Annotated in this window: 21 protein-coding genes; 13 read left to right on the top strand and 8 right to left on the bottom strand. The window is 48.4% G+C overall.

The genetic code is table 11. The features are described 5' to 3' along the window. Positions 1-92: 92 nt before the first annotated feature. Positions 93-659 carry an acetate uptake transporter gene (satP, locus tag JK154_RS08535; RefSeq protein ID WP_211992097.1) on the bottom strand — a complete coding sequence of 189 codons (567 nt, stop codon included), beginning with the start codon at positions 657-659 and terminating at the stop codon, positions 93-95. A gap of 295 nt (positions 660-954) precedes the next feature. Here satP and dnaK point away from each other — a divergent pair, with 295 nt between their 5' ends. The 3 genes from dnaK to nhaA all read left to right on the top strand — a co-directional run bounded on the left by dnaK (position 955) and on the right by nhaA (position 5,564). Further along, positions 955-2,871 (top strand): molecular chaperone DnaK, encoded by a 1,917-nt coding sequence (dnaK, locus tag JK154_RS08540; protein WP_211992098.1) that lies wholly within the window; start codon positions 955-957, stop codon positions 2,869-2,871. 86 nt (positions 2,872-2,957) lie between these two features. After that, positions 2,958-4,088: a molecular chaperone DnaJ gene (gene dnaJ, locus JK154_RS08545; RefSeq protein WP_211992099.1), complete on the top strand. Its 1,131-nt coding sequence runs from the start codon at positions 2,958-2,960 to the stop codon at positions 4,086-4,088. Positions 4,089-4,400: 312 nt separating this feature from the next. After that, complete coding sequence (gene nhaA / locus JK154_RS08550) at positions 4,401-5,564, top strand: Na+/H+ antiporter NhaA (RefSeq protein WP_211992250.1); 1,164 nt, start codon at positions 4,401-4,403, stop codon at positions 5,562-5,564. A 144-nt stretch (positions 5,565-5,708) separates the two neighbouring features. Here the strand turns inward: nhaA and rpsT are convergent, their stop codons facing one another. Further along, positions 5,709-5,972 (bottom strand): 30S ribosomal protein S20, encoded by a 264-nt coding sequence (gene rpsT / locus JK154_RS08555; RefSeq protein ID WP_039897887.1) that lies wholly within the window; start codon positions 5,970-5,972, stop codon positions 5,709-5,711. A 328-nt stretch (positions 5,973-6,300) separates the two neighbouring features. On the opposite strand from rpsT, the gene ribF reads away from it, so the two are divergent. The 10 genes from ribF (at position 6,301) to folA (ending at position 19,584) form a co-directional block, all read left to right on the top strand. Beyond that, positions 6,301-7,233: a bifunctional riboflavin kinase/FAD synthetase gene (gene ribF, locus JK154_RS08560; RefSeq protein WP_211992100.1), complete on the top strand. Its 933-nt coding sequence runs from the start codon at positions 6,301-6,303 to the stop codon at positions 7,231-7,233. Positions 7,234-7,265: 32 nt separating this feature from the next. Next, positions 7,266-10,082: an isoleucine--tRNA ligase gene (ileS, locus tag JK154_RS08565; protein WP_211992101.1), complete on the top strand. Its 2,817-nt coding sequence runs from the start codon at positions 7,266-7,268 to the stop codon at positions 10,080-10,082. Continuing rightward, on the top strand, positions 10,079-10,585 hold the full coding sequence (gene lspA / locus JK154_RS08570) for a signal peptidase II (protein WP_211992251.1): 507 nt from the start codon (positions 10,079-10,081) through the stop codon (positions 10,583-10,585). Before ileS ends, lspA begins: the two co-directional genes overlap by 4 nt. Positions 10,586-10,588: 3 nt before the next feature. Continuing rightward, positions 10,589-11,038, top strand: a complete 450-nt coding sequence (gene fkpB / locus JK154_RS08575) for an FKBP-type peptidyl-prolyl cis-trans isomerase (RefSeq protein WP_211992102.1) — start codon at positions 10,589-10,591, stop codon at positions 11,036-11,038. Next, entirely contained in the window at positions 11,039-11,989 is a 951-nt protein-coding gene (ispH, locus tag JK154_RS08580) for a 4-hydroxy-3-methylbut-2-enyl diphosphate reductase (RefSeq protein ID WP_211992103.1), read from the top strand. 73 nt (positions 11,990-12,062) lie between these two features. After that, positions 12,063-12,980 carry a ribonucleoside hydrolase RihC gene (rihC, locus tag JK154_RS08585; RefSeq protein ID WP_211992104.1) on the top strand — a complete coding sequence of 306 codons (918 nt, stop codon included), beginning with the start codon at positions 12,063-12,065 and terminating at the stop codon, positions 12,978-12,980. Between the two features lie 154 nt (positions 12,981-13,134). Next, positions 13,135-13,956: a 4-hydroxy-tetrahydrodipicolinate reductase gene (gene dapB / locus JK154_RS08590; RefSeq protein ID WP_211992105.1), complete on the top strand. Its 822-nt coding sequence runs from the start codon at positions 13,135-13,137 to the stop codon at positions 13,954-13,956. A 464-nt stretch (positions 13,957-14,420) separates the two neighbouring features. Next, positions 14,421-15,569: a glutamine-hydrolyzing carbamoyl-phosphate synthase small subunit gene (gene carA / locus JK154_RS08595; protein ID WP_211992106.1), complete on the top strand. Its 1,149-nt coding sequence runs from the start codon at positions 14,421-14,423 to the stop codon at positions 15,567-15,569. A gap of 15 nt (positions 15,570-15,584) precedes the next feature. Then, positions 15,585-18,815, top strand: a complete 3,231-nt coding sequence (carB, locus tag JK154_RS08600) for a carbamoyl-phosphate synthase large subunit (protein ID WP_211992107.1) — start codon at positions 15,585-15,587, stop codon at positions 18,813-18,815. Positions 18,816-19,104: 289 nt separating this feature from the next. Further along, the gene (folA, locus tag JK154_RS08605) at positions 19,105-19,584 is read left to right on the top strand and encodes a type 3 dihydrofolate reductase (protein WP_211992252.1); all 480 of its coding nucleotides are present in this window, start codon (positions 19,105-19,107) and stop codon (positions 19,582-19,584) included. A 76-nt stretch (positions 19,585-19,660) separates the two neighbouring features. Here the strand turns inward: folA and apaH are convergent, their stop codons facing one another. Genes apaH through lptD form a run of 6 tightly spaced genes read right to left on the bottom strand, consistent with a single transcriptional unit; the run spans position 19,661 to position 26,432 of the window. Then, positions 19,661-20,482, bottom strand: coding sequence for a bis(5'-nucleosyl)-tetraphosphatase (symmetrical) ApaH (gene apaH, locus JK154_RS08610; RefSeq protein WP_211992108.1), 822 nt, complete (start codon positions 20,480-20,482; stop codon positions 19,661-19,663). Positions 20,483-20,486: 4 nt separating this feature from the next. Then, entirely contained in the window at positions 20,487-20,864 is a 378-nt protein-coding gene (gene apaG / locus JK154_RS08615; RefSeq protein ID WP_211992109.1) for a Co2+/Mg2+ efflux protein ApaG, read from the bottom strand. 3 nt (positions 20,865-20,867) lie between these two features. Further along, on the bottom strand, positions 20,868-21,692 hold the full coding sequence (rsmA, locus tag JK154_RS08620) for a 16S rRNA (adenine(1518)-N(6)/adenine(1519)-N(6))-dimethyltransferase RsmA (RefSeq protein WP_211992110.1): 825 nt from the start codon (positions 21,690-21,692) through the stop codon (positions 20,868-20,870). Then, the gene (pdxA, locus tag JK154_RS08625; protein ID WP_211992111.1) at positions 21,689-22,678 is read right to left on the bottom strand and encodes a 4-hydroxythreonine-4-phosphate dehydrogenase PdxA; all 990 of its coding nucleotides are present in this window, start codon (positions 22,676-22,678) and stop codon (positions 21,689-21,691) included. Before pdxA ends, rsmA begins: the two co-directional genes overlap by 4 nt. Further along, on the bottom strand, positions 22,671-23,963 hold the full coding sequence (gene surA / locus JK154_RS08630; RefSeq protein WP_211992112.1) for a peptidylprolyl isomerase SurA: 1,293 nt from the start codon (positions 23,961-23,963) through the stop codon (positions 22,671-22,673). The genes pdxA and surA overlap by 8 nt, the downstream gene beginning before the upstream one ends. Before the next feature lie 54 nt (positions 23,964-24,017). Continuing rightward, on the bottom strand, positions 24,018-26,432 hold the full coding sequence (gene lptD / locus JK154_RS08635) for an LPS assembly protein LptD (RefSeq protein ID WP_211992113.1): 2,415 nt from the start codon (positions 26,430-26,432) through the stop codon (positions 24,018-24,020). Positions 26,433-26,473 lie beyond the last annotated feature (41 nt).

The following is a 26,473-nucleotide window of genomic DNA, read 5'->3' on the forward strand; positions in this document are numbered from 1 at the left end:
GGCAAAACCGGGAACAGCATTCCCCGTTTTGCCCTCACTTTTTTAACGTTAGCGATGATCAGCGGCTGCGTTTGATGATGTGTATTCGCAGATTATTTTTTATCGCCTAATGGTAAAATAGTTCGCCCGAATTGTTCATTGAGTACTTCACCCATTGCCAGGTAAATAGCACTGGCACCACAGATAATCCCAACCCAGCCAGCAGTATGGGCGAGCGTTTCACTGGCGACAAAATGGCTAATAGACAGTAAGGCAAACAGAACAGTCAGGCTGCCAAAAACGAACTGTAGCATGCGTGCACCCGTGAGCGTGCCAAAAAACATGAACAGGGTAAAGATACCCCACAGGCCAAGATAGGCTCCCATGAAGTGAGTATCGGCAGCCGCACCAGCGCCCATTTTTGGCAGTAACCAAATGGCGACCAGGGTCAACCAGAAAGCGCCATAAGAGGTAAAGGCGGTCAAGCCAAAAGTATTTCCTTTTTTATATTCAAGTAGCCCTGCAAAAATCTGTGCGATTCCACCATAAAAAATACCCATCGCCAGAATGATAACGTCAAGTTCAAAGAAACCAGCATTATGGAGATTGAGCAAAATCGTGGTCATCCCAAAGCCCATCAGGCCAAGGGGTGCAGGGTTGGCCAACTTAGTGTTACCCATAATTCCTCTAAAAAAAGTTATCTGAAATACAATAATAAGTGATGACCCATTCCCGATTGATCCGTGAGCGGGGGCGGCATAATAAGCAGACTGTGAGTTGCCGTCTATGATCTAAAGAGGGTAAAGAATGAAATTTTTTTCATTCCCCCCTTGATGAGGAGTCTGTTGACCCCATCTTGTAAGCAACAGTGTTGTGGGACCTGAAAAAAACGCTTTGGGCAGTTGAAAGACAGATATTTGCCCATATAACAGGTTCACAACTTCATGATGACGAATTTTTAGTGGAGACGTTCAGATGGGTAAAATTATTGGTATCGACCTGGGGACAACTAACTCATGTGTCGCGATTATGGATGGGACTACTGCACGCGTTCTGGAGAATGCTGAGGGTGACCGTACCACTCCTTCCATCATTGCTTATACTCAAGACGGTGAAATCCTGGTAGGTCAGCCGGCTAAACGCCAGGCCGTGACCAACCCGCAAAATACTCTTTTTGCAATTAAGCGTCTGATTGGACGTCGTTTTCAGGACGAAGAAGTGCAGCGTGATGAAGCGATCATGCCATATAAAATCATCAGTTCAGATAACGGTGATGCCTGGATTGATGTAAAAGGCCAGAAAATGGCACCTCCGCAGATCTCTGCAGAAGTGTTGAAAAAAATGAAGAAAACAGCAGAAGACTATCTGGGTGAGCCAGTGACTGAAGCTGTTATTACTGTACCTGCTTACTTCAATGATGCACAGCGTCAGGCAACGAAAGATGCCGGCCGTATCGCAGGCTTGGAAGTAAAACGTATCATCAACGAACCTACCGCAGCAGCGCTGGCTTATGGGCTGGACAAAGAAGTCGGCAACCGTACCATTGCGGTATATGACTTGGGTGGTGGTACTTTTGATATCTCTATTATCGAAATCGATGAAGTCGATGGAGAAAAAACCTTTGAAGTTCTGGCTACCAATGGTGATACCCACCTGGGTGGTGAAGACTTCGATAGCCGTCTGATTAACTATCTGGTGGAAGAGTTTAAGAAAGATCAAGGTATTGATCTGCGTAATGACCCGCTGGCGATGCAGCGTCTGAAAGAAGCTGCTGAAAAAGCAAAAATTGAACTGTCTTCTGCACAGCAGACTGACGTTAACCTGCCGTATATCACTGCTGATGCGACAGGCCCTAAACATATGAACATCAAAGTGACCCGTGCGAAACTGGAGTCACTGGTTGAAGATTTGGTTAACCGTTCTATTGCACCATTAAAAGTCGCGCTGCAGGATGCTGGCTTGTCTGTCTCTGACGTGAACGACGTTATCCTGGTCGGTGGTCAGACTCGTATGCCGATGGTTCAGAAGAAAGTTGCTGAGTTCTTTGGTAAAGAGCCACGTAAAGACGTTAACCCGGATGAAGCGGTTGCAGTGGGTGCGGCGGTACAAGGTGGTGTGTTGACTGGTGAAGTTAAAGATGTCCTGCTGCTGGACGTTACCCCATTGTCTCTGGGTATCGAAACCATGGGCGGCGTAATGACTGCACTGATTAACAAAAACACGACTATCCCGACTAAACATAGCCAGGTGTTTTCTACAGCGGAAGATAATCAGTCTGCGGTAACGATTCATGTTATCCAGGGTGAGCGTAAACGTGCTGCGGATAACAAATCACTGGGCCAGTTTAACCTGGATGGGATTCAGCCAGCACCACGTGGTATGCCACAAGTTGAAGTGACCTTCGATATTGATGCTGATGGTATTTTGCATGTTTCCGCTAAAGATAAAAACAGCGGTAAAGAACAGAAAATTACCATTAAAGCTTCTTCTGGTCTGAATGAAGACGAGATCGAAAAAATGGTTCGTGACGCAGAAGTGAATGCGGAAGCTGACCGTAAGTTTGAAGAACTGGTACAGACACGTAACCAGGGTGATCACTTACTGCATAGCACCCGTAAACAAGTTGAAGAAGCAGGCGATAAACTGCCAGCTGAAGACAAAACTGCTATCGAATCAGCATTGAGCGCGCTGGAAACTTCTCTGAAAGGTGAAGATAAAGCAGATATCGAAGCGAAAATTCAGGAACTGGCGCAAGTTTCTGCCAAGCTGATGGAGCTGGCTCAACAGCAACATGCTGAAGGGCAAGCGGGTAACAGCCATGATGCTGGTCAGGCAGGCAAAGACGATGACGTTGTTGATGCTGAGTTTGAAGAAGTTAAAGACAAAAAATAATCGCCCTCAGAGCGGTTAATACCTGACACGGGCGTTGAGGTTTATCCTCCACGCCCGTTTATGCATATTTAGGGCTAAAACAAGAGATGGCTAAGAGAGATTATTACGAGGTTTTAGGCATTCCGAAATCTGCGGAAGAGCGTGAAATCAAAAAGGCATATAAACGTCTGGCGATGAAGTATCACCCTGATCGTAATCAGGGGAATAAAGATACAGAAGAGAGCTTCAAAGAAATTAAAGAAGCTTACGAAATTCTGATCGACTCCCAGAAACGTGCAGCTTACGATCAATACGGTCATGCGGCGTTTGAGCAAGGCGGTATGGGCGGCGGCGGTGGTTTTGGTCAGGGAGCTGATTTCGGCGATATCTTTGGTGACGTTTTCGGCGACATCTTCGGCGGTGGTCGTCGCCAGCGGGCCTCCCGCGGCGCAGACTTACGTTATAATATGGAGCTGACGTTAGAAGAGGCCGTTCGTGGCGTAACCAAAGAGATCCGTATTCCGACACTTGAAGAGTGTGAAGTTTGCCACGGCAGTGGGGCCAAATCAGGTTCAACACCACAGACGTGTCCAACCTGCCATGGCCAGGGTCAGGTTCATATGCGTCAGGGCTTTTTTACGGTGCAGCAGAGTTGCCCGCACTGCCATGGACGTGGAACCATAATTAAAGATCCATGCAATTCTTGCCACGGGCACGGCCGGGTAGAGAAAACGAAAACGCTGTCAGTGAAGATCCCGGCAGGTGTTGATACAGGGGATCGAATCCGGCTGACTGGTGAAGGCGAAGCTGGTGAACAAGGCGCGCCAGCGGGTGATCTGTACGTTCAGGTCCAGGTTAAACCTCACGCTATTTTTGAACGTGATGGCAGTGATCTCTACTGTGAAGTTCCAATTAACTTTGCTATGGCAGCCTTGGGTGGTGAAATTGAAGTGCCGACTCTTGATGGTCGGGTAAAACTGAAAATTCCAGCCGAAACCCAAACGGGTAAGCAGTTCAGGATGCGTGGTAAAGGCGTTAAATCCGTACGCGGTGGTGCCCAGGGTGATTTGCTATGCCGGGTACTGGTTGAGACCCCAGTCAGCCTGAACGAAAAACAGAAAAAACTGCTACGTGATCTTGAAGAAAGCTTTGGTGGTACCGCAGGGGAGCATAATAGCCCGCGAGCCAAAAGTTTCCTTGATGGTGTTAAAAAATTCTTTGAAGACATCACTCGTTAATTAATCATTGTACCGATTATTAAAAACCTGAGCCGGGCATAAGCGGTTCAGGTTTTTTTTTACATTAATACTATGACTTGGTTACCCCGAGGCGCTCTGGCAATATAACCGGCTTTTAGTACGCTATTATTCTCGTTATGCTGTTATACAGTTCAGAGTTCAAGTCCCGGATGTGTTGGTATGCTCGCTTATGCCATTCATTAGCCGGGCGGCAGCGGTAGTGATACCAGCCTGCAATTCAAACGCTCTGGTGTGTGAAGAGAAGCTCCCTTTACGTGAAATCCCTTTTTTGGATAATTGAGTTACACAATGATTAAGAGTCTACAGCGCTTTTTCCAGAACGAGGCTGCGGGTGGTGTTTGCTTGATTATTGCCGCTATCCTGGCAATGATCCTGGCTAACTACCATCTTACCCGTTCTGCTTACCAGGCCTTTCTTGATGTACCGGTAACGGTACGTATTGGCCCCCTGGACATGAGTAAAAATATTTTGTTATGGGTAAATGATGCCCTGATGGCCGTCTTCTTTTTGCTGGTGGGGCTGGAAGTCAAACGGGAAATGGTACAGGGGTCACTGGCCAGTCGACGGGAAGCATCCTTTCCTGTGATCGCCGCGCTGGGGGGCATGTTACTACCGGCATTACTTTATTTAGCATTCAACTTCGCGGATCCTGTCACCCGAAACGGCTGGGCAATTCCTACAGCGACAGACATCGCTTTCGCACTGGGTATTCTGGCCTTGCTGGGGAGCCGTGTCCCGGTAGCTTTAAAAGTCTTCCTGATGGCATTGGCTATTATTGACGATCTTGGCGCAATTGTGATTATTGCCTTGTTTTACACCAGTTCCCTTTCATTGTTCTCTTTGAGTGTTGCGGCAGGGGCTATTGGAGTACTGGCACTACTCAATCTATTTAATGTCCGACGTACTGGGGTTTATATACTGGTTGGTATTGTTCTGTGGGTCGCAGTTTTAAAATCAGGAGTACATGCGACGCTGGCCGGAGTTATTCTGGGCTTTTTCATCCCACTTAAAACGCATCAGGGACGCTCACCGTCACGCGAGCTGGAACATGTGCTTCAGCCCTGGGTCGCTTTCCTGATATTGCCGTTGTTCGCTTTCGCGAATGCCGGGGTCGTGCTGTCAGGTGTCAGCCTGGAGTCTCTGTCTTCCCATCTGCCATTGGGCATTATGGCTGGGCTGTTAATTGGTAAACCATTGGGTATCAGTTTATTTTGCTGGCTTGCTATTAAGCTGAAGCTCGCCACGCTACCCAGAGGTACCAAGTTTAGCGATATTATGGCGATAGGTGTACTGTGCGGGATTGGTTTCACTATGTCTATTTTCATTACGTCGCTGGCTTTTGGCGATGGAGAAGGGGAGTGGGTTATCCTGGCTAAACTGGGTATTTTATTGGGATCATTACTCTCTGCCGTGATTGGATATACGATGCTAAGAGCACGCTTCAAACCTGTTTAGTACAGAAATATTGTCGGGCTGTTGCTGGCCCGGCAAGGGGGATTTATTAAGAGGTAGGGCTTGCCATTATGCTGGGTATAAGCGACAGGCGTAAAAAAACCGGCATAAGCCGGTTTTTTTAACAAAGCAATAACAGACGGGTGATTAAGCCAGTTTGTTAATTTGCGCAGTCAGGTTAGCCTTATGGCGCGCAGCTTTGTTTTTGTGGATCAGACCTTTGCTAGCCTGACGATCCACGATCGGTTGCATTTCGTTAAATGCTTTCTGTGCAGCAGCTTTGTCGCCAGTTTCAATCGCTGCGTATACTTTCTTGATGAAAGTACGCATCATAGAGCGACGGCTTGCGTTGTGCTTACGAGCCTTTTCAGACTGTACAGCACGTTTCTTAGCTGATTTGATATTAGCCAAGGTCCAACTCCCAAATATGATCTATGTAGACAATTCAAAGGCCGAGGAATATGCCCCGTTGGTCTTCTTTTGTCAATGGATTTGTGCAAATAAGCGTCGTTAACATCACGATGCTTCTTACGTTGTGATGGCGCGAATTCTATCAGCATCGGGCGTGCGAATACAGTCTTTCGCATCAAAATTACTCGGGAAAAGAAGAATGAGAGGTAAATATCACTGCCATAACGTATAAATTACCGAAACCTTTACGATAAAGGCAACAATCGTCGGTTAACCTTATCCCCGGTAGTTGGTATAATCCGCCGATTCCCACTGTTTTGAGTCAGGCATGAAGCTGATACGCGGTATACATAATCTGCGCCATGAGCATCACGGATGTGTCCTTACCATTGGTAATTTTGATGGGGTACACCGTGGTCATCAGGCGCTGCTAAAGGTCTTGTGCGAAGAGGGGCGAGCGCGCAACCTGCCGGTGATGGTGATGATTTTTGAACCGCAACCGCTTGAACTGTTCTCCTCAGACCATGCGCCAGCCCGCCTGACGAGCCTGCGTGAAAAGCTCGGTTATCTGGCTGAATCTGGTGTCGATGCGGTGTTATGTGTGCGTTTCGACCGCCGTTTTGCGGCATTGACAGCCCAGAATTTTATCAATGACCTGCTGGTGAAGCAGTTGGGTGTTAAATACCTGGCTGTGGGTGATGATTTCCGTTTTGGTGCTGGTCGCCTTGGGGATTTCTTGTTATTACAGAAGGCGAGTGAAGAGTTTGGCTTCGATCTCACCAGTGCTGATACTTTTCACAGTCAGGGGCTCCGTATCAGCAGCACGGCAGTGCGCCAGGCTTTGGCTGACGACGATCTGCAACAGGCCGAGCGTTTATTGGGACATCCGTTTACGATTTCCGGTCGCGTGGTTCATGGTGACGCGCTGGGGCGGACTATCGGTTTCCCAACCGCGAATATACCATTAAGGCGCCAGGTCTCCCCAGTAAAAGGGGTGTATGCAGTCGAAGTGACGGGGCTTGGTGATACTCCCCTTATGGGAGTGGCTAACATCGGGACACGTCCGACAGTGTCAGGTATCCGTCAGCAGTTAGAAGTCCATTTACTGGACGTTGTAATGGACCTGTACGGACGCCACATCAATGTGGTGTTGCGTAAAAAAATACGTCATGAACAGCGATTTGCATCGCTTGATGAACTTAAGGCACAAATTGCCAGAGATGTCGCGACAGCCCGCGAATTTTTTGGGTCAACCGCCTGAATGGCTAACCGAAATACGGAACTGAGAATCTAATGAGTGACTTTAAATCTACCCTGAATTTGCCGGAAACAGGTTTTCCCATGCGTGGCGACCTGGCCAAACGTGAGCCAGGTATGCTGGCGCGCTGGAATGGTGACGACTTGTACAACATCATTCGTCAGGCTAAAAAAGGCAAGAAGACGTTTATTCTGCATGATGGCCCTCCTTATGCGAACGGTAGCATTCATATTGGTCACTCAGTTAACAAGATTCTGAAAGATATTATTGTTAAATCAAAAGGTTTGTCAGGTTTCGATTCGCCTTATATTCCCGGCTGGGACTGCCACGGTCTGCCGATTGAACTGAAAGTAGAGCAACTGATTGGTAAGCCTGGTGAGAAGGTCACCGCGGCGGAGTTTCGTGCTGCTTGTCGCAAATATGCATCCGAGCAGGTTGCCGGCCAGCGTGATGACTTTATTCGTTTAGGTATTCTGGGCGACTGGTTTCATCCATACCTGACCATGGATTTTAAAACTGAAGCCAACATCATCCGGGCTTTGGGCAAAGTTATTGGTAACGGCCATCTGCATAAAGGGGCTAAACCTGTTCACTGGTGTGTGGATTGTGGATCTTCCCTGGCTGAAGCTGAAGTTGAGTATGACGACAGAACGTCCCCGTCTATTGATGTCATGTTTCATGCTGTCGATAAAAAAGGCATTGAAGAAAAATTTGGTGTGGCACAGGTTAATGGCCCCATTTCACTGCTGATCTGGACTACCACTCCCTGGACGCTGCCCGCAAACCGTGCCATCTCTCTGGCGGCGGAATTTGATTACGCTCTGGTACAGATTGAAGGCCAGGCGCTCATCATGGCTAAAGATTTAGTCGAAAGTGTGATGAAACGTGCTGATATTACTGATTATCAGGTACTCGGAAGCGTGAAAGGGGAAGCTCTGGAACTGGTGCGCTTCAAACATCCATTTATGGATTTTGATGTGCCAGCAATTCTCGGTGATCACGTCACTCTTGACGCGGGTACCGGTGCCGTTCATACCGCAGGGGGCCATGGCCCTGATGACTATGTTATCAGTCAGAAATATGGGCTGGAAATAGCCAACCCCGTCGGGCCTAATGGTTGCTACCTTCCTGGCACGTTCCCCGGTCTTGATGGCGTGATGGTATTTAAAGCCAATGACCTGATTGTTGCCCTGTTACAAGATAAAGGCGCGTTACTGCATATTGAAAAATTGCGCCACAGCTACCCGCACTGCTGGCGTCACAAAACTCCTATTATTTTCCGTGCAACTCCCCAGTGGTTTATCAGCATGGATAAGAAAGGGTTGCGTGAACAGTCACTGAAAGAGATTAAAAGCGTTCAGTGGATCCCTGATTGGGGTCAGGCACGTATCGAGTCGATGGTGGCGAACCGTCCGGATTGGTGTATCTCTCGCCAGCGTACTTGGGGCGTCCCAATGTCGCTGTTTGTGCACAAAGATACCGAAGAACTGCACCCCCGCGCCCTGGAATTAATGGAAGAGGTGGCTAAACGGGTTGAGCAGGACGGTATCCAGGCATGGTGGGATCTTGACCCGCGTGATCTGCTGGGTGACGAGGCTGATGAATATGTGAAAGTGCCTGACACACTGGACGTCTGGTTTGACTCCGGTTCCACCAGCTCTTCCGTGGTTGATGTTCGCCCGGAGTTTGCAGGTCATGCTGCTGATATGTACCTGGAAGGTTCCGATCAACACCGTGGCTGGTTTATGTCATCACTGATGATTTCAACCGCGATTAAAGGCAAAGCTCCATACCGTCAGGTATTAACTCATGGTTTTACCGTTGATGGTCAGGGACGTAAAATGTCCAAATCCATCGGCAACACCATTGCGCCACAAGATGTGATGAACAAACTGGGTGCTGATATTTTGCGCCTGTGGGTTGCCTCCACTGACTATACCGGTGAAATTGCTGTTTCAGATGAGATCCTTAAACGCTCCGCCGATGCTTATCGTCGTATCCGTAACACAGCCCGCTTCCTGCTGGCGAATCTGAATGGTTTTAACCCTGCGACTGACAGTGTAAAACCTGAAGATATGGTGGTGCTGGATCGTTGGGCAGTCGGCTGTGCCCAGGAAGCTCAGGCAGACATTCTGGCGTCTTATGAAAGTTATGACTTCCATGAAGTGGTGCAACGTCTCATGCGTTTCTGCTCTGTGGAAATGGGGTCATTCTATCTTGATATCATCAAGGATCGTCAGTACACCGCCAAGTCTGACAGTGTGGCACGTCGTAGCTGTCAGACTGCGTTGTACCATATTGCCCAGGCACTGGTACGCTGGATGGCACCTATTATGTCTTTCACGGCTGACGAAATTTGGAACTACCTGCCAGGTGAGCACGATCAGTATGTCTTCACCGGGGAATGGTATGACGGCCTGTTTGGGCTGGCAGCCGATGAAACGATGGGGAATGACTTCTGGGATACTCTGTTGACGGTTCGTGGCGAAGTGAACAAAGTGATTGAACAAGCTCGAGCGGATAAAGTGCTTGGTGGTTCTCTTGAGGCTTCCGTTACCCTGTATGCTGACAGCGACCTGGCTGCCAAACTGAATAGCCTGGGGGATGAGCTACGTTTTGTTTTGCTGACTTCTGGTGCCACCGTTGCTGATTATGCAACTGCCAGTGCAGATGCCCAGCAGAGCGACGTCCTGAAAGGACTGAAGATCACACTGCGCAAAGCCGACGGTGAGAAGTGTCCACGTTGCTGGCACTATACCACCGACGTTGGCCTGGTAGCGGAGCATGCTGAAGTATGTGGCCGCTGTGTCAGTAACGTCGCCGGTGATGGCGAAAAGCGTAAGTTTGCCTGATGAAACCATTACTCTCTACCGGGTTACGCTGGCTGTGGCTGGCTGTGGCAGTGCTTGCTATTGACTTGGGCAGTAAGTTTCTGGTCCTCCAGCATTTTATGCTGGGGGAAACCGTGCCACTGTTCCCTTCTCTGAATTTGCACTATGCACGTAATTATGGCGCAGCATTTAGCTTCCTTGCCGATAAAGAAGGCTGGCAACGCTGGTTTTTCGCGGGGATTGCTATCGGCATCTGTGTGGTGCTAGTGGTGCTGATGTACCGCAGTAAGGTCAGCCAGAAGCTGAATAATATCGCCTACGCACTGATTATCGGTGGTGCTCTGGGTAACCTTTTTGATCGGTTATGGCATGGTTTTGTGGTCGATATGATCGATTTTTATGTTGGAGACTGGCATTTTGCTACCTTCAATCTTGCCGATAGCGCTATTTGTATTGGTGCGGCACTTATCGTCCTTGAGGGGTTTATTGTACCCTCTAAAAAAGTCGATCAGCAAAAAAGGTAATCCATGACTGGATCTGTACAAAAAAACAGCACCGTACTGGTGCATTTTATCCTCAAACTTGAGGACGGATCTGTCGCAGAGTCTACGCGTAGTAGCGGTAAGCCTGCACTGTTCCGTCTTGGGGATACGAGTCTGTCCCCAGGGCTGGAAGCTGAATTGATAGCATTGACAGCGGGCGAAAAAAAGGCTTTCTTTTTGGCCCCTGAGTCTGCGTTTGGTATCCCTAATCCTGACATGATTCAGTATTTTTCGCGGCGTGAGTTTGCCGATACGGGGGAACCCGTAGCGGGGGCGATTATGTTATTTACCGCCATGGATGGTAGTGAAATGCCGGGAGTGGTGCGTGAAGTCAATGGCGATTCAATCACCGTTGATTTTAATCATCCCCTGGCTGGGCAGACTATTCACTTTGACATTGAAGTACTGGAAGTCGATCCGGTACTGGAGGCGTAAATGCAGATCCTGTTGGCTAATCCCAGGGGTTTTTGTGCTGGGGTCGACCGCGCTATCAGCATTGTTGAGAATGCGTTACAACTCTATGGTGCACCCATTTATGTGCGCCATGAAGTCGTACATAACCGCTATGTGGTTGATAGCTTGCGTCAGCGTGGGGCCATTTTCATTGAGCAGATCAGTGAAGTGCCTGATGGCGCAATCCTGATTTTTTCCGCTCATGGGGTTTCTCAGGCAGTGCGCAATGAAGCGAAATGCCGGGAACTGACGGTATTCGATGCAACCTGCCCATTAGTAACCAAAGTTCATATGGAAGTCGCACGTGCCAGCCGTCGTGGTGAGGAGTCAATCCTTATCGGGCATGCGGGACACCCTGAAGTTGAAGGAACCATGGGGCAATACAGCAACCCGAAAGGGGGCATGTACTTGGTTGAATCTCCAGAGGATGTTTTTACACTGGATGTTAAAGATGAAAATAACCTCTCCTTTATGACTCAGACCACCTTGTCGGTGGATGATACTTCCGATGTTATTGATGCTTTACGCCAGCGCTTCCCGAAAATTATTGGTCCGCGTAAAGATGATATTTGTTATGCGACCACTAATCGTCAGGAAGCCGTCCGTTCACTGGCTGGTGAGTCTGACGTAGTACTGGTTGTTGGCTCCAAAAATTCTTCCAACTCGAATCGTTTGGCAGAACTGGCTCAACGTATGGGGAAAGCGGCTTATCTCATCGATGATGCTGATGACATTCAAGAAGTATGGGTGAAAGGTGCCCGCTGCGTTGGTGTCACAGCAGGGGCTTCTGCTCCGGATATTCTGGTGCAGAACGTCATTGCTCGCTTGCGTTTACTCGGCGGCGAAACTGTCCGGGAGTTGAGCGGGCGAGAAGAAAATATTGTTTTTGAAGTCCCGCGCGAGCTACGTGTTGATGTTCGTGAAGTGGATTAACGCCGGGAACGGCAAATTATGAGACGATGCCAGCTGGTTAATATCAGCTGGCATTTTTTTTATGGAGAACAGCATGAATAAGCTTCCTGTCATTATTGATACAGACCCAGGTATTGACGATGCGGTGGCCATTGCCGCCGCCCTTTATTCTCCAGAACTCGACGTTAAACTACTGACCACGGTTTGTGGAAATGTGTCGGTCGAAAAAACCACACGCAATGCATTGCAATTAATGACGTTCTGGCAGCAGTCGGTCCCGGTTGCCCGCGGTGCTGCAGCGCCCTTATTACGCCCTGCCCGTGATGCCGCCAGCGTTCATGGTGAATCTGGGATGGCGGGTTATCATTTTGAGCCGGCACAGTACAACACGATAGATAAACCAGCTTTTCAGGCTATCTATGACTGCCTGATGGCCAGTGATACCGCCATGACGATTGTGACCATTGGCCCCCTGACCAATATCGCCCTGTTGCTGACCCAATATCCTGAATGTAAGTCGCGTATTAAGCGCGTCGTTATGATGGGGGGATCGTCTGGGCGCGGTAATCTCACCCCGACTGCCGAATTTAATATGGCAGTTGACCCGGAAGCGGCAGCCCATGTGTTTAACAGTGGGCTGGACATTGTGATGTGCGGACTGGATGTGACTAACCGGGCAATACTTACACCAGAGTACCTGGCAAGGCTACCGGTACTTAACCGTACCGGAAAAATGTTGCATGATATTTTTAGTCATTATCGCAGTGGCAGTATGGAAACCGGCTTACGTATGCATGATTTGACGGCGATTGCCTTCCTGGTTAGGCCGGCGCTATTTCGTACTCAGGCTTGTTTTGTGGCGGTTGAGACCCAGGGCGAATACACCAGTGGCACCACAGTAGTGGATATTGAGCAGCATTCAGGAAAATCGGCGAATGCAGAGGTCGCTTTAGATATTGATGTCGCTGGCTTTCAAAAATGGGTGGCTGATGTTCTGGCGCTGGCACCGTAACGGCATGAGGTTCATGCAAAATGACAATGCTTTTACTGATAATACGTACCCGCTGACAGTAAATTCTAATTATTACTGCTTTCGGCTGGTAGCCCATTAACGGGCTGGTTAACCTGTACAGGTTTTTTTGCCAATTTTAATAAAGAGTAAAAATATGCAAGATGCACAGATTCGAGTGGCTATCGCAGGAGCTGGTGGACGTATGGGGCGTCAGTTGATTCAGGCTTCATTGCAGCGGGATGGTGTGGTGCTCGGTGCGGCACTTGAGCGTCCGGGATCTTCCCTTGTGGGCACCGATGCGGGTGAATTAGCTGGCCTTGGGCGTATCGATACCCTGATTCATGACAGCCTGGACAGTGTAGTGAATGATTTTGACGTATTAATCGATTTTACCCGCCCGGAAGGTACCCTGGCCCATTTGGCTTTTTGTCGTCAGCACGGTAAAGGCATGGTCATTGGTACCACAGGGTTTGACGATGCAGGTAAGCAGGCTATTTCTGACGCTTCACAGGTGATCCCGATTGTTTTTGCAGCTAACTTTAGTATTGGTGTCAATGTGATGCTGAAGCTGCTGGAAAATGCAGCCAAAGTGATTGGTGAAGAGACTGATATTGAAATTATTGAAGCTCATCATCGTTATAAAGTCGATGCTCCTTCAGGTACCGCACTGGCGATGGGGGAAACCATTGCAAAAGCCATGAATAAAAACCTTAAAGACTGTGCTGTATATACCCGCGAGGGAAATACCGGGGAGCGTGTGCCTGGCAGCATTGGTTTTGCCACCGTTCGTGCCGGGGACATTATTGGTGAACATACGGCGATGTTTGCTGACTTAGGTGAACGAATTGAAATTACCCATAAGGCATCCAGCCGTATGACCTTCGCAAATGGTGCGGTAAGATCGGCATTTTGGTTGAAAGGCAAGAAAAGTGGGCTATTTGACATGAGGGATGTGCTTGATTTAGCAAGTATTTAGTATTTTTTTCATTTTTTAAGCAGTGTTTATTTTTGTAATGTGTTGATTTATATGGGTGACTTTATGTCACCCATTTTTATTTTGTTTTTTCATCTGCTTTGTTTGTTTTTTGCTTTGGAGTTCATTTTTGTTTGTATTTCCATGTTTTATTTAATGGTTGAATAAGTTTTTTTTTCAAAATAGTTTGTTTATTGACCGTGCTGGTTTTTTTTACCCTGTTTTTGGTCTGGCAACCGATTACTTTCCTTTGTTGTCTGATGGTTTTGGCCATTAATTCGTTTATTTTTTCCATGTTTGTTGAATTAGTATAAAAACTCTGGGATACGCTAGACTTTTGCCTGACTTATCTCTAGAATGCCGCCGTTTGCCAAAAATCCTTAGGGCAGACGTTTTTTGCAATTGATTCACACCCTTGTTTTGAATTAATATGCGAATAAATTGAATGATTATTCCTGGAGGACGTTTTGATTAAGTCAGCGCTGTTGGTTCTGGAAGACGGAACCCAATTCCACGGTCGGGCCATAGGGGCATCGGGTACGGCAGTGGGGGAAGTCGTCTTCAACACCTCTATGACCGGTTATCAAGAAATCCTCACTGATCCTTCCTACTCCCGCCAGATCGTCACTCTTACTTATCCCCATATTGGTAATGTTGGTACTAACGAAGCCGATGCTGAATCCTCCCAGGTACATGCTCAAGGTTTAGTCATTCGTGATCTGCCGCTCATTGCCAGTAACTTCCGAAATACCGAAGATCTTTCCAGCTACCTGAAGCGTCATAACATTGTGGCGATAGCGGATATTGATACTCGTAAGCTGACCCGACTGTTGAGAGAGAAAGGGGCACAAAACGGTTGTATCGTCGTGGGAGATAACCTGGATGCAGCACAAGCGTTAGCCAAAGCTCAGGCATTCCCGGGTCTGAATGGTATGGACCTGGCGAAAGAGGTGACGACACAAGAAGCTTACACTTGGCAGCAGGGGAGCTGGACGTTGACCGGCAACTTGCCTGAGGCTACCCCGGAAGCTGACCTTCCATATCATGTGGTTGCCTATGACTACGGTGTGAAGCGCAATATCCTGCGTATGCTGGTGGACAGAGGCTGCCGTTTGACCGTCGTACCGGCCGAGACCTCTGCCGAAGATGTTCTCAAACTGAATCCAGATGGTGTGTTCCTCTCCAATGGTCCGGGAGACCCTGCTCCTTGTGACTACGCGATTAATGCCATTTCTCAGCTGCTTGAAACGGATATTCCGCTGTTTGGTATCTGCCTTGGGCATCAGTTGCTGGCGCTGGCAAGCGGTGCTAAAACCGTGAAAATGAAGTTTGGTCATCATGGTGGTAACCATCCTGTTAAAGATCTCGACCGGGACTGTGTGATGATTACAGCGCAGAACCACGGTTTTGCCGTCGATGAAGCAAGCCTGCCTGCTAATCTGCGTGTTACACATAAATCCTTATTCGATAGCACATTACAAGGGATTCATCGTACGGATAAAGCGGCGTTCAGCTTCCAGGGACATCCAGAAGCAAGCCCTGGCCCCCATGATGCAGCACCGCTTTTTGACCACTTTATTGATTTGATTAAGCACTATCGTGCTACCGCCAAATAATCAGGAGCTTAAAAAATGCCAAAACGTACTGATATAAAAAGCATCCTGATCCTCGGCGCTGGCCCTATTGTTATTGGCCAGGCTTGTGAGTTTGACTATTCCGGTGCTCAGGCCTGTAAAGCCCTGCGCGAAGAGGGATATCGCGTTATCCTGGTGAACTCTAACCCTGCGACCATCATGACTGATCCAGAAATGGCTGATGCGACCTATATTGAGCCGATTCACTGGGAAGTTGTGCGTAAGATTATAGAAAAAGAGCGTCCCGATGCTGTTTTGCCAACAATGGGGGGGCAAACAGCTCTGAACTGTGCTCTGGAGCTGGAACGCCAGGGCGTTCTGGAAGAGTTTGGTGTCGCCATGATTGGTGCCACGGCTGATGCCATCGATAAAGCAGAAGATCGTCGCCGTTTTGACATCGCCATGAAAAAAATTGGCCTTGATACTGCGCGCTCAGGCATTGCCCACAATATGGAAGAAGCACTCGCTGTTGCTGCCGACGTGGGTTATCCCTGCATTATCCGTCCTTCTTTCACCATGGGGGGAAGTGGCGGTGGTATTGCATATAATCGTGAAGAGTTTGAAGAGATTTGTGAACGGGGTCTTGATCTTTCGCCAACCAAAGAGCTGCTGATTGATGAGTCGCTGATTGGCTGGAAAGAGTATGAGATGGAAGTCGTACGGGACAAAAATGATAACTGTATTATTGTCTGTTCCATCGAAAACTTTGACCCGATGGGGATTCACACTGGTGACTCCATTACAGTGGCTCCAGCTCAGACGCTGACTGATAAAGAGTACCAAATCATGCGTAACGCTTCTATGGCGGTACTGCGTGAAATTGGTGTAGAAACCGGTGGTTCTAACGTCCAGTTTGCGGTTAATCCAAAAAATGGACGTCTGATTATTATCGAGATGAACCCGCGTGTTTCCCGCTCTTCTGCCCTGGCCTCAAAAGCAACCGGCTTCCCGATTGCTAAAATTGCAGCCAAGCTGGCGGTGGGATACACCCTTGATGAGCTGATGAACGATATCACGGGGGGGCGGACTCCTGCTTCCTTTGAGCCATCAATCGACTATGTCGTGACCAAAATCCCACGTTTTAACTTTGAGAAGTTTGTTGGTGCCAATGATCGTTTGACCACACAGATGAAATCGGTGGGTGAAGTGATGGCGATTGGTCGTACTCAGCAGGAGTCACTGCAAAAAGCTTTACGTGGTCTTGAGGTTGGGGCAGTTGGTTTTGACCCTAAAGTTAGCCTTGATGACCCGGAAGCGCTGACGAAGATCCGCCGGGAACTGAAAGATGCGGGTGCGGAGCGTATTTGGTATGTGGCGGATGCCTTCCGTGCTGGCCTGTCAGTCGATGGTGTATTCAACCTGACCAATATCGACCGTTGGTTCCTGGTACAAATCGAGGAATTGGTCCGCTTAGAAGAACAGGTTGCAGAAGTCGGTATTACTGGCCTGAACCCTGAATTTCTGCGAGTGCTCAAGCGTAAAGGCTTTGCTGATGCCCGTCTGGCGAAACTCGCTGGCGTGCGTGAGACAGAAATTCGTAAACTGCGCGAACAGTACAATCTTCACCCGGTCTATAAGCGTGTTGATACCTGTGCGGCTGAGTTTTCTACTGACACGGCTTATATGTACTCCACCTATGAGGAGGAGTGTGAGGCGAATCCTAACCATGATAAAGATAAAATTATGGTGCTGGGAGGGGGGCCAAACCGTATAGGTCAGGGTATTGAATTTGACTATTGCTGTGTCCATGCCTCTCTGGCTCTGCGTGAAGATGGTTATGAAACCATTATGGTCAACTGTAACCCTGAAACAGTGTCAACGGATTACGATACTTCTGACCGCCTCTATTTCGAGCCTGTTACTTTTGAAGATGTACTGGAAATTGTCCGCATTGAAAAACCGAAAGGTGTCATTGTGCAGTACGGTGGTCAGACGCCACTGAAACTGGCCAGGGCTCTGGAAGCCGCTGGTGTGCCAATCATCGGTACTAGCCCGGATGCCATTGACCGGGCAGAAGATCGCGAACGCTTCCAGCACGCGGTTGAACGCCTGAAATTAAAGCAGCCTGCGAACGCTACCGTAACAGCAATAGACCAGGCAGTGGAGAAAGCGGCTCAGATTGGCTATCCATTAGTGGTTCGTCCTTCTTATGTTCTGGGGGGACGGGCGATGGAAATCGTTTACGATGAAGCCGACCTGCGTCGTTATTTCCAGACGGCCGTCAGTGTGTCGAATGATGCTCCAGTGCTGCTTGACCGTTTCCTTGATGATGCGATTGAAGTGGATGTGGATGCCATTTGTGATGGTGAGTCCGTCCTGATTGGCGGCATTATGGAACACATCGAGCAAGCTGGGGTTCACTCTGGTGATTCTGCCTGTTCATTGCCAGCTTACACATTGAGTCAAGAGATTCAGAATGTGATGCGTCAGCAAGTTCAGAAGCTGGCCTTTGAGCTGCAGGTGCGTGGGCTGATGAATGTCCAGTTCGCGGTTAAAGATAATGAAGTCTATTTGATAGAGGTGAACCCACGAGCAGCCCGTACCGTGCCGTTCGTCTCTAAAGCGACGGGGCTGCCTCTGGCTAAAGTTGCGGCGCGTGTCATGGCAGGTAAAACCCTGGCACAGCAAGGAGCCACCAAGGAGATTATTCCACCGTATTATTCGGTGAAAGAGGTGGTATTACCTTTTAACAAGTTCCCGGGTGTGGATCCTCTGTTAGGGCCTGAAATGCGCTCTACGGGTGAAGTCATGGGCGTTGGACGCACTTTTGCTGAAGCCTTCGCTAAAGCGATGCTGGGTAGCCAGTCCACGATGCGTAAACCTGGGCGTGCGTTGTTGTCGGTACGTGAGGGTGATAAAGAGCGTGTGGTAGACCTGGCGGCGAAACTGCTGAAGCAGGGCTTTGATCTCGATGCCACTCATGGCACTGCAGTGGTGCTGGGTGAGGCAGGGATTAACCCGCGCCTGGTCAATAAAGTGCATGAAGGCCGTCCTCATATTCAGGATCGTATTAAGAATGGTGAGTATACCTACATCATCAATACCACAGCTGGTCGTCAGGCGATTGAAGATTCAAAACTCATTCGCCGCAGTGCACTGCAGTATAAAGTGCATTATGACACCACGCTGAATGGCGGTTTTGCCACGGCAATGGCTCTGAATGCGGATGCGACTGAGAAAGTCATTTCAGTTCAGGAGATGCATAACTTGATTAAGTCATCAAGATAAGCATGTGCCCGGGCTAGCCCGTTGATATGAAAATTCTGAAAGCTCACTACGGTGGGCTTTTTTATTGCGAGGCTATAAAAACAGTGTTTATGCTAAATGAAAAATATTTTTATCATTTGAAATATAATATTAATGTGTTGTGTTTTTTTTGGCGATGTATGTTAAATGAAAGCATCGTTACCCACCCGACGATAAAAAAATTTTCATTGTGCAGCCTGCTCCTATCGACGAAGTATTGCGCTTTCCGTATAGTGGCGAAAATTTTCCCCTCAGGACTTGGATGACAGAGATGATCAGTTTGATTGCTGCATTGGCAGTAGATCGCGTAATTGGTATGGAAAATGCCATGCCATGGAACTTGCCAGCCGACTTGGCTTGGTTTAAACGTAATACTTTAAATAAACCAGTGATTATGGGGCGACTGACTTGGGAGTCTATTGGTCGTCCATTGCCTGACCGCAAAAATATTGTGCTGAGTAGTACTCCGGGTGAAGATCCACGTGTTGAGTGGGTTTCTTCAATGGAAGAGGCTATCGCGGCTTGTGGTGATGCAGAAGAGATCATGGTTATTGGTGGCGGAAGTATTTATGAGCAGTTTTTACCTCTTGCTCAACGCCTGTATCTGACCCATATTGACGCAGAAGTTGAAGGGGATACCCATTTTCCCGATTACTCACCAGACGAATGGCAGTCCACCTTTAGTGAATTCCATGATGCGGATGCCAGCAATTCCCATGGTTACTGTTTTGAAATTTTAGAGCGTCGCTAGTTATACTGTTGGGGGTGAGGTCTGTCTATTCATCCCTCACCTGTACTGGCGAACACCGTGGGTATTGTAAAGGGTATTATCCTGCCGGCTTAATCAGTGGCTGTCTGAAATAGGTCTTATCTTCCCAGCGTAAGCAGGTTAAATCCCCTCCCCAGCAGCAACCGGTATCCAGGGCATAAACCCCAGGCGGTGTTCCTTTTCCTTCCAATGATGCCCAGTGTCCAAAAATAAGGGAATAGTCTGCCGGCATCTGGCTGGGTACATCAAACCAGGGTTTAAGCGGTGCAGGCACATCTCCTGGCGCTTCTTTTGCGTACATATCAAGCTGCCCATTAGGGAAGCAATAACGCATCCGGGTAAAGGCATTAGTAATAAAACGCAGGCGGGATAAACCACTCAGACTCGTTGACCAGTTATTAGGCAGATCACCATACATGGCATCGAGAAACAGTGGATAGCTGTCACTGGATAGCAGAGCTTCAACATCATGGGCGCAGGTACGAGCCGTGTCCAAATCCCACTGTGGGGTGATACCTGCATGGGACATAATCAGCTTTTTTTCATCATCAACTTGCAATACCGGCTGACGACGTAACCAGTTAATTAAACTGTCAGCGTCTTCTGCTTCGAGCAGCGGTGTCAGTTTATCCTTTGGTTTATTGCGACTAATACCGGCATAGACTGCCAGCAGGTGTAAGTCGTGATTCCCCAGTACCATGCGGACACTTGAGCCAAGGCTCTGAACGTAGCGCAGTACAGCCAGTGAGTCAGGCCCCCGGGCGACCAAATCACCCGTCAGCCACAAGGTATCTTGTTCAGGTGAAAAATCTACCTGCTTTAACAACGCGGTCAGTTCATGGAAACAACCATGAATATCGCCAATCAGATATGTAGACATGGGATCAGTGAATAAATGTTGATACGGCTAAACGAAAGACAGGAATAGCAACGCGGAAATCATTGCCCTGGGCATCAATCATTTCATAATGCCCTTCCATAGTACCCAATGGCGTTTCGAGAATGACGCCACTGGTATATTGATGCTCGCTACCCGGCTCAATTAATGGCTGAATACCGATAACTCCCTCGCCCTGAACCTGCGTTTCACGGCCGTGACCATTGGTTATTAACCAATAGCGGCCGAGAAGCTGTACTGCTGTTCGCCCCAGATTACGGATCGTGACGGTATAGGAAAAAACGAAACGTTCCTGTTCAGGTGAGGACTGTGCCTCGATATAGACACTTTGTACCTGAACACATACACGGGGCGAATTAAGCATCGGTTAACTCTCCAGCTGTTGTTGCGGGTTGTCGGACAGATAGTTTGCCAATTGACAGTACTGAGCAACAGAGATATTTTCCGCTCGTAGTGTGGGATCAATGCCCATTTGTTCCAGAACCTCAACACTAAATACATGGCCAAGGCTATTACGGATAGTTTTGCGACGCTTGTTAAACGCTTCGGTAGTGACCCGACTGAGCGTGCGTAAATCTTTCACTGGATGCGGGATGGTGGCATGTGGTACCAGACGTACAACGGCAGAATCCACTTTAGGGGCTGGTGTAAAAGCACTTGGGGGAACTTCCAGCACCGGGATCACATTGCAGTAATATTGTGCCATAACGGAAAGGCGACCATAGGCTTTACTGTTTGGACCTGCCACTAAACGGTTAACGACCTCTTTCTGCAGCATAAAGTGCATGTCTGCAATAGCATCAGTATAGCTAAAAAGGTGGAACATCAATGGTGTTGAGATGTTATAGGGCAGGTTTCCGAATACACGTAATGGCTGGCCTATCTCATCCCGCAGTTTACCAAAGTCCATGGTCATCGCATCTTGCTGATAAATTGTCAGCTTAGGGGCAAGGAATGGGTGACTTTGCAGGCGAGCGGCTAAATCGCGATCGAGTTCGATCACGGTCAGTTTATCCATACGTTCGCCAACGGGTTCAGTTAATGCACCGAGACCCGGACCGATTTCCACCATCGCTTGTCCAGGACGTGGATTTATTGCAGAAACAATACTGTCTATAACGAAATGATCATTAAGAAAGTTTTGTCCAAAACGTTTGCGGGCAAGGTGACCCTGGTGAACTCGAGTATTCATCGACTATTCATAATCATTTTGATGGCGAGATTAAGCGCCGTAATAAAACTGCCGACATCGGCTGTTCCCTGGCCTGCTAGCTCAAGAGCAGTACCATGGTCAACAGAAGTACGGATAAAGGGTAAGCCAAGAGTGATATTTACCCCTCGACCAAAGCCCTGGTATTTTAATACCGGTAAACCCTGATCATGATACATAGCCAATACAGCATCAGCAGTATCGAGGTATTTGGGCTGGAACAGCGTATCTGCCGGGAGTGGACCAGAAAGATTCATTCCCTGCTGACGCAGTTCATTTAGCACAGGAATGATAGTGTCTATCTCTTCAGTGCCCATATGCCCATTTTCACCGGCATGTGGATTCAGACCGCAGACTAAAACATGCGGGTGAGCAATACCAAACTTGGTTTGTAAGTCATGATACAGGATGCTGACAATCTGGCGTAGTAAATCCGGTGTAATTGCGTCTGAAACCGCCTTTAAGGGGAGGTGGGTTGTCACTAAAGCCACGCGCATGGCTTCAGTTGCCAGCATCATCACCACTTTTTCACTTTGGGAACGTTCTTCAAAGAATTCTGTGTGGCCTGTGAACGGAATTCCCGCGTCGTTAATGATCCCTTTGTGTACCGGCCCGGTAATTAACGCTGCAAATTTGCCGCTCAGGCAACCATCACAGGCTTGGGCCAGGGTTTCAACCACATAAGCACTGTTGGCAACATTTAGCTGACCGGGAATAGCCTTATCTTTCAGAGGGACGGGTAAGAGGGTGAGTGTGCCTGCACGTTGAGCAGTGGCAGGTTTATCTGCTTCCAGAGGGTGTAAACTCAGGGGAAGAGCTAATTGTGCTGCCCGTTCGGTCAGTAACTCCGGGCTGGCACAGACAACTAACTCCACCGGCCAGTCCCGCTGGGCTAACGCGACGACCAGATCCGGACCAATCCCGGCGGGTTCGCCGGGAGTGATGACCACACGTGAAGTTTTACTCATTGCTGCCTATAATTTTCACATAAGCACCAGCACGCTGTTCCTGCATCCAGCTTTGGCCTTCTTCAGACATTTTGCGGTTTAGCAGCATACGGTAGGCACGATCTTTTTGAGCCGCATCCGTCCTGTCCACATTACGCACGTCTTGAAGTTCTATCAAATGCCAGCCGAAGGAAGAATGTACAGGCGCACTAATTTGGCCTTTATTCAGTTTCAGCAGCGCATTACGGAAGGAAGGATCATAGATATCAGGAGATGCCCAGCCTAAGTCACCACCTAAATTGGCAGAACCAGGATCCTCAGAGAAGGATTTAGCCGCTTGTGCAAAAGTCGTTTTACCCGTTTTAATATCTGCAGCGATTTGCTCCAGTTTTTGACGAGCCTGAGCATCCGTCAGTACAGGGGACGGCTTCAGTAAGATATGACGTGCTTTGACTTCCGTCACAGAGACATTCTGTGTCTGACCGCGTAAGTCATTAACTTTTAATATATGGAAACCCACACCGGAACGAATAGGGCCGATAATATCGCCTTTTTTCGCCGAGCTTAATTCCTGGGCAAACAAAGAAGGCAGTTCCTGAATACGTCCCCAGCCCATTTGTCCCCCTTTCAGGGCTTGCTGATCAGCAGAGTAGCTGATGGCCAGCTTACCGAAATCTGCACCACTACGCGCCTGAGCGGCAACCGAGGATGCTTGTCTTTCTGCTTCATCTACCTGGGCTGACGTTGGGTTTTCTGGCAGTGGTATCAGGATATGACTGAGGTTCAGCTCAGTACTGCTGTCATTCTGGCTACCAATCTGCTGGGCCAAAGCATCCACTTCCTGAGGGAGGATCGTGACACGACGACGAACTTCATTGTTACGCACTTCAGAAATCGTCATATCCTTACGGATCTGGTTACGATAGGTATTGTAGTTAATCCCATCCTGAGCCAGACGACTGCGTAGTTGATCCAGCGTCATTCTGTTTTGCTGTGCAATATTACTGATGGCCTGGTTCAGCTCTTCATCGCTGACTGTTGCCCCCATTTTTTTCGCCATCTGCAGAACCAGCTCATCCATGATTAGACGTTCCATAATCTGATGACGCAGAGTGGCGTCGTCAGGAAGTTGCTGACGGGCTTCCTGAGCGTTCATTTTTACAGACTGCATCAGACCATCAACATCACTTTCCAGTACGACGCCGTTGTTCACTACGGCAGCGACTTTATCCACAACGTGCGGTGCGGCGAAGGTTGTATTTGTCACCAAGGCAATGCTGAGAAACAGGGTTCTCCAGTTCTTCATACTTTTTCCATTTTACTTAGCCGCAAAGCGGATTACGTTTTTAATCAAAGTGAATTACAGCGAGCTTTGATACGGTAGAATGTTAGAACGCAGCATCTGCTGAGTGCCCAGACCGTAGTTAGAGCTCAAGCCACGTAACTCAATGTTAAAGCCGAATACATTATCGTACTGACTTTGATTATTTTCCCAACCATTGATTTTACGTTCCACACCTATACGAATAGCATAACAGCAAGAACTATACTGTACGCCTAGCATGGTATCAGCAGTCTGACGGGTATTAGTATCATAATAATACGCTCCCACAACAGACCAGCGATCGGCAAATGGCCAGCTGGCAACAGTACCAACCTGTGCAATACCTTCTTTATACTGCTTCGCATTAGAGAAGGATGGCAGCGTCGCCTGAATATATTCAGGGCTTGCATAACGATAAGTCAGCTGTGCCAGTCTGTCTTCATCACGACGATACTCAATGGCTGCATTACCGGTTGCGAAGTTTGCTAACCGGGCATCATACTCTAAGCCACCACGAAGGCCCCAGCGATCTGTCATGCGCCAGTAGGTATCACCAGCCCATACCATCGAGCCTCGTTCCTTGTCTCTTTCCCAGTTGATATTATCATTACCTGTCCGGGATTGATTAAAGTAGTAGATTTGACCAACAGAAACGTTAAAACGTTCAATCGATGCATCATCATAAATACGGGATGTGACACCTGTTGTGACTTGATTGGCTGAAGCAATGCGATCCAGACCGCCGTAAGTACGATCATGGAACAGTCCATTGTAGTCAGATTGTAAGAATGCCGAGTCGTAGTTATTGATGCTACTTTGGTTACGGTAAGGCACATAAAGATATTGTGCGCGTGGTTCCAGAGTCTGAGTCCAGCCTGTTGCCGTCTCCATATCCCGGTCAAAGACAAGCTTACCGTCAACTTTAAACTGTGGCAGTGTTCTGTTCACCGACGAGGACAGGCCATTGGCGCTTTCATTCAGCTCCTGGTAGCTCTGGCTTGACGGGTTAGACTGATAGAGCTGGCGGGTATAGTCCCGGTAACGGCCTAAATTATCCTGTTGATAATGGGTCATCATCAGCTTGGCTTCTGTATTCAGACTGGCCCAGCCGTTGGATAATGGCAGGTTTATTGTTGGTTCCAGGTGCAAACGGGTTGCATCTGGCATATTTTCATTCACGTTAGTGAATTTTACCGCCTGGCCATAAATATGGGTGTCGAACGGACCAACATCATTTTGGTAATAATTGATATCCAGCTGAGGTTCTGCACGATAAGAGCTCGTGGTGTTACCTAGCTGGTTAGCAAATACCTGGAACTGTTTGGCAGACAAGGTGGCAGTAAAGTTCTGGCTGGCATAACCCGCACTGAATTTTTGTGTGGCGTAGCCATCCGTGCTGGAACCATACTGTGAAGAGAAATCATTAAAATAGCGTGAGTCGCTGACTTTGGTATAGTCAACATTAAAACGCCAGACTTGGTCTAATACGCCACTGTGATTCCAGTAGAATAACCAGCGTTTCTCTCTCTTCTCGGCGTTAGTACTGTTGTCGTTAGCATACTGGCTATCAGAAGGTAAATAGTCGAATTCAATCAGCCCTTGCCCGGCATGGCTCAAATAACGGAACTCATTTTGCCACTGAACGCCCCCCTGCTTATGCATGTAATGAGGGGTGATGGTGGCATCAAAGTTCGGGGCAATGTTCCAGTAGTAGGGAAGCGCGAATTCAAAATAGTTCGTCGTGGTGTACTTCGCATTCGGGATCAAAAAGCCTGAACGACGCTTGTCACCAATAGGTAACTGAAGATAAGGGCTATAAAATACGGGTACCGGGCCAAGTTTAAAGCGGGCATTCCATATTTCAGCAACCTGTTCTTCCCTGTCCTGAATCACTTCACTGCCGACCACGCTCCAGGTATTTGAACCCGGCAAGCAAGAGGTAAAAGAGCCATTTTCCAGAATGGTATAGCGGTTATCTCCCCGCTGTTTCATGACGTCTGCATTACCACGGCCCTGACGGCCCACAAGCTGGTAATCCCCATTCCAGACATTGGTATCTTTAGTATTCAAATTTGACCAGGCTTTGGGGCCTTTGAGGATTATCTGATTATCATCGTAATGCACATTACCTAAGGCATCGACAGTACGCACCGGTTCGGGGTTTCCAGGAACCTCTTTCTGGTGCAACTGCATTTCATTTGATTGCAGACGGCTGTTCCCCTGTTGAATATCAACATTACCGCTAAAGACGGCACTGGTAGGGTAATCGCCGGTAACGTTATCTGCCTGAATAGTTACCGGAAGGTTATTGGCATCTCCTTCGACCAGTGTGCGATTGTAGGCAGGAACCCCCAGCATGCACTGTGAAGCAAGATCAGCAGCCATACCTTGCTGGCTATAAAGGGCTGAACCAATCAAGGTGGCCAGCAAAGTAGGAATACGTTTTTTCATACGGTTAATTCGTTGTTCCGTCATCAGGGTATAGCTAAGGC

The sequence above is a fragment of the Citrobacter sp. JGM124 genome, from assembly GCF_018257795.1.
GTDB lineage: Bacteria > Pseudomonadota > Gammaproteobacteria > Enterobacterales > Enterobacteriaceae > JGM124.

Coding starts and splice junctions, on each gene's coding strand:
- apaH (WP_211992108.1), bottom strand. CDS start 20,482: ATGTCTACATATCTGATTGGCGATATTCATGGTTGTTTCCATGAACTG.
- dnaK (WP_211992098.1), top strand. CDS start 955: ATGGGTAAAATTATTGGTATCGACCTGGGGACAACTAACTCATGTGTC.
- pdxA (WP_211992111.1), bottom strand. CDS start 22,678: ATGAGTAAAACTTCACGTGTGGTCATCACTCCCGGCGAACCCGCCGGG.
- satP (WP_211992097.1), bottom strand. CDS start 659: ATGGGTAACACTAAGTTGGCCAACCCTGCACCCCTTGGCCTGATGGGC.
- dapB (WP_211992105.1), top strand. CDS start 13,135: ATGCAAGATGCACAGATTCGAGTGGCTATCGCAGGAGCTGGTGGACGT.
- surA (WP_211992112.1), bottom strand. CDS start 23,963: ATGAAGAACTGGAGAACCCTGTTTCTCAGCATTGCCTTGGTGACAAAT.
- folA (WP_211992252.1), top strand. CDS start 19,105: ATGATCAGTTTGATTGCTGCATTGGCAGTAGATCGCGTAATTGGTATG.
- lptD (WP_211992113.1), bottom strand. CDS start 26,432: ATGAAAAAACGTATTCCTACTTTGCTGGCCACCTTGATTGGTTCAGCC.
- ispH (WP_211992103.1), top strand. CDS start 11,039: ATGCAGATCCTGTTGGCTAATCCCAGGGGTTTTTGTGCTGGGGTCGAC.
- ileS (WP_211992101.1), top strand. CDS start 7,266: ATGAGTGACTTTAAATCTACCCTGAATTTGCCGGAAACAGGTTTTCCC.
- ribF (WP_211992100.1), top strand. CDS start 6,301: ATGAAGCTGATACGCGGTATACATAATCTGCGCCATGAGCATCACGGA.
- rihC (WP_211992104.1), top strand. CDS start 12,063: ATGAATAAGCTTCCTGTCATTATTGATACAGACCCAGGTATTGACGAT.
- carB (WP_211992107.1), top strand. CDS start 15,585: ATGCCAAAACGTACTGATATAAAAAGCATCCTGATCCTCGGCGCTGGC.
- apaG (WP_211992109.1), bottom strand. CDS start 20,864: ATGCTTAATTCGCCCCGTGTATGTGTTCAGGTACAAAGTGTCTATATC.
- dnaJ (WP_211992099.1), top strand. CDS start 2,958: ATGGCTAAGAGAGATTATTACGAGGTTTTAGGCATTCCGAAATCTGCG.
- fkpB (WP_211992102.1), top strand. CDS start 10,589: ATGACTGGATCTGTACAAAAAAACAGCACCGTACTGGTGCATTTTATC.
- rsmA (WP_211992110.1), bottom strand. CDS start 21,692: ATGAATACTCGAGTTCACCAGGGTCACCTTGCCCGCAAACGTTTTGGA.